Consider the following 2,630-nt stretch of genomic DNA (forward strand, 5'->3'; position numbering starts at 1 on the left):
AACTACCATCCTTGCTCCATTTATTGAAATAATAGTAGATACTTTGCCAGCTTACTTTCTCGTTGAAAAAATATTCTTTAAGGCTTAATTCTCTCATTGACAACCTGTTTTTAAACGTTTTATGATCAATAGAAATATACTTAATACATTTAATCGGCTGGGAAATCCTCTTTTTCCTCTACTCAGGTGCTGGATTATCCACTTTTCTATTTTATCTTTGTTTGATAGTTCCAGAATCTTAGGTTTTTGTTTAGCGACACTAATTTCCTTTTTTTCTCGGAACTTTTTTTATTTAAATAAGTTTAAAACAGGTTTATCATAAAAATAATCTATTTAGTAGCGAATATTGCCTTTTTAAGATTTTACACAATACATGTGAGTTTATGGAGGTGCTTTGGTATTAAATTAATTGGTGTGTCAATAAGTTAAAAAAAGCTTTAATACTTGAAAATTGTATAAAAGCTTCTTTTTTTTATTCTTTTATGACTTTAAAGGAGGTATTGGTTTTATTTGAAGAGCTGTTTATATTCACAAAGTAAATACCAGATGGCATATTGGAGAATGGTATTTTAATTGTCTTTTCTGAGGTTGTTATTTTGTATAAAATTTCTCCTAAAGTATTAGTGATTTCTAGATTGTAGTTATCTTTTGCCGTTCCTAGATCCACTGTTAATTCATCTTTTACCGGATTAGGGTAGGCGCTTAGATTTTTAATTTTCTTTGTTTCAGATGTTGCTAAAGAACAGGTGTTTGCTTTCCAAGTTTGTACGCTGGAATATTTTATTGATCCATCAGATTGTGTTATAGCAACTCTTATAGTATTCGGATTTGTTATATATATGGATGAAATATTAGATATTGTCATTGTTGAGGTTTGGGTGCCGGAAAATGTGGCATATCCGGATACATTTCCTTCCGAATAATCATTCCATCCACCTGCAGCAAGATATTGCCATTTGTAAGATGTTCCCGTATTATTCGTTGTAAATTGAAGCGAGCCCCCTGCGCAAGTAGACACACCATCAAAATTGATATTGACATCTGGAGCTCCGCTTATATAAGAGAAGGGAAAATATGCGAATTCGGTTTCACCGTTTTCTAGTACAAGTTCTATTTGTAAATTGTAAGGGCCGTTACTGGAGGCCAGTTCACTTATTGGCATAGTTATAGAATAGGTATTTCCAACAGGTGCTACAGACCATGCTACTCTATAATAACCAGGACTGGGAGTCGCATAGGGATCTTGATAAATATTTACATCTTTTACTGTTATATTAGATTGAAACGTTCCTGAAACGGTTAAACTTCCACTATTGTGTGAAGTATGAATGCTGTTAAAGCTTGCTGTATGCCCATTGTAACGAGTATCCGCTATATCTGCAAATACCTGACTGTTATTAAGTATAGCAGTGCCGGCCCGGTTTATGAAAGTTGGGGAAATTCCTAATGTGCTATTACCTGCAAACATGAGATTCATTCCTTTGTTAGGATTGATATTTTCTGTATTTGTTTGATGGCTGTGTGGAAGATTAATACCATGACCTAATTCATGTATCATTCCACCAAACCAAGCTATAAACGAGTAAGAATTACTTCCCAGATATTGAATGTCAAACTGAGGATAATCAAGTGCATAACAATTTTTGCCTAGGCCATAAAAAGGAACATCTGAAGTGTCGGGGTTGGTGACAGCCGAGATAATGAGGTTATGATCACTTGTTTTTTGCGTCGGATTGCTTGTAAAGTAAGTGTCAATCTCTGCATTCATCTGACTGGGATTGTTATAAGTGTAGCTTGTGTGTGGATATAAACCTTGGATCAAAATTAATTTTACATTGTTAGAGTTGGTTGTTTCTGTAAAAAGACCAAAGGTTTTGGAACCGTATCCGTTGTTAATCATGTTTTGTTTATAGAAATCCTGTCCCCACAATAATAGGGCACTTAGTCTTGTTTTATAAGTATTATCCAGCGGAATGTCATTGGGAACAAAATAGATTACATTCAAATTATATGGTCTACTGGAAGAATAGTTAATGTTATTGTAGGTACTCGTATAAATTTGTGCTTTTGTTGGGGTATATAGAAAGCCTAAGCAAATAAGTAAAAATAAATATTTGAAGCAAGGAGTAATTGTGTTCTTCATTTGTATAAATTTTTTAATTAATCTGTGTATATACAAAATTCAGATTTTTTTATGTACTGCGCAAGATAAATTTATATTTGTTTGTGATCTGTTTATAAAGCATGTCATGAGTCTTAGGATGGGAGATTTGGTTATTGGTTGTAGAGTTGAAGTTACTCTATATAAAAATTTTTAAATGAATGTGGCCGATGGTGTTATGACTCCTATTATATATGACGGTCATCAGATAAAGATGCTGTGGAAAAAAAACTATGCTATTTACAGGATGTCTACTAAGCTCAGAACATTAATAAATATTTATAAAGCTGATTTTTTCTTTAGCAGAAGTACTTCTTTGATTTAAGTTATCTTGACATTAAATTAAAAGAAACTCAGATACAGATAATAATCATTAAGTATTCCCTCTAAAATAGATTAGAGAATTTTGTATTTTAGCATAATAGGAAGAAGCAATCGCCCTGTTTTGGACGAAGAAGTAAAAAGAATT

General features: G+C 32.6%; 1 protein-coding gene. It reads right to left on the reverse strand.

All coding sequences use genetic code 11. The features are described 5' to 3' along the window. Window positions 1-472: 472 nt before the first annotated feature. Window positions 473-2,143: a T9SS type A sorting domain-containing protein gene (locus BUB80_RS23045; RefSeq protein WP_073298066.1), complete on the reverse strand. Its 1,671-nt coding sequence runs from the start codon at window positions 2,141-2,143 to the stop codon at window positions 473-475. Window positions 2,144-2,630: the final 487 nt, after the last annotated feature.

It is taken from the genome of Chryseobacterium polytrichastri (assembly GCF_900142445.1).
GTDB classification, from domain to species: domain Bacteria; phylum Bacteroidota; class Bacteroidia; order Flavobacteriales; family Weeksellaceae; genus Chryseobacterium; species Chryseobacterium polytrichastri.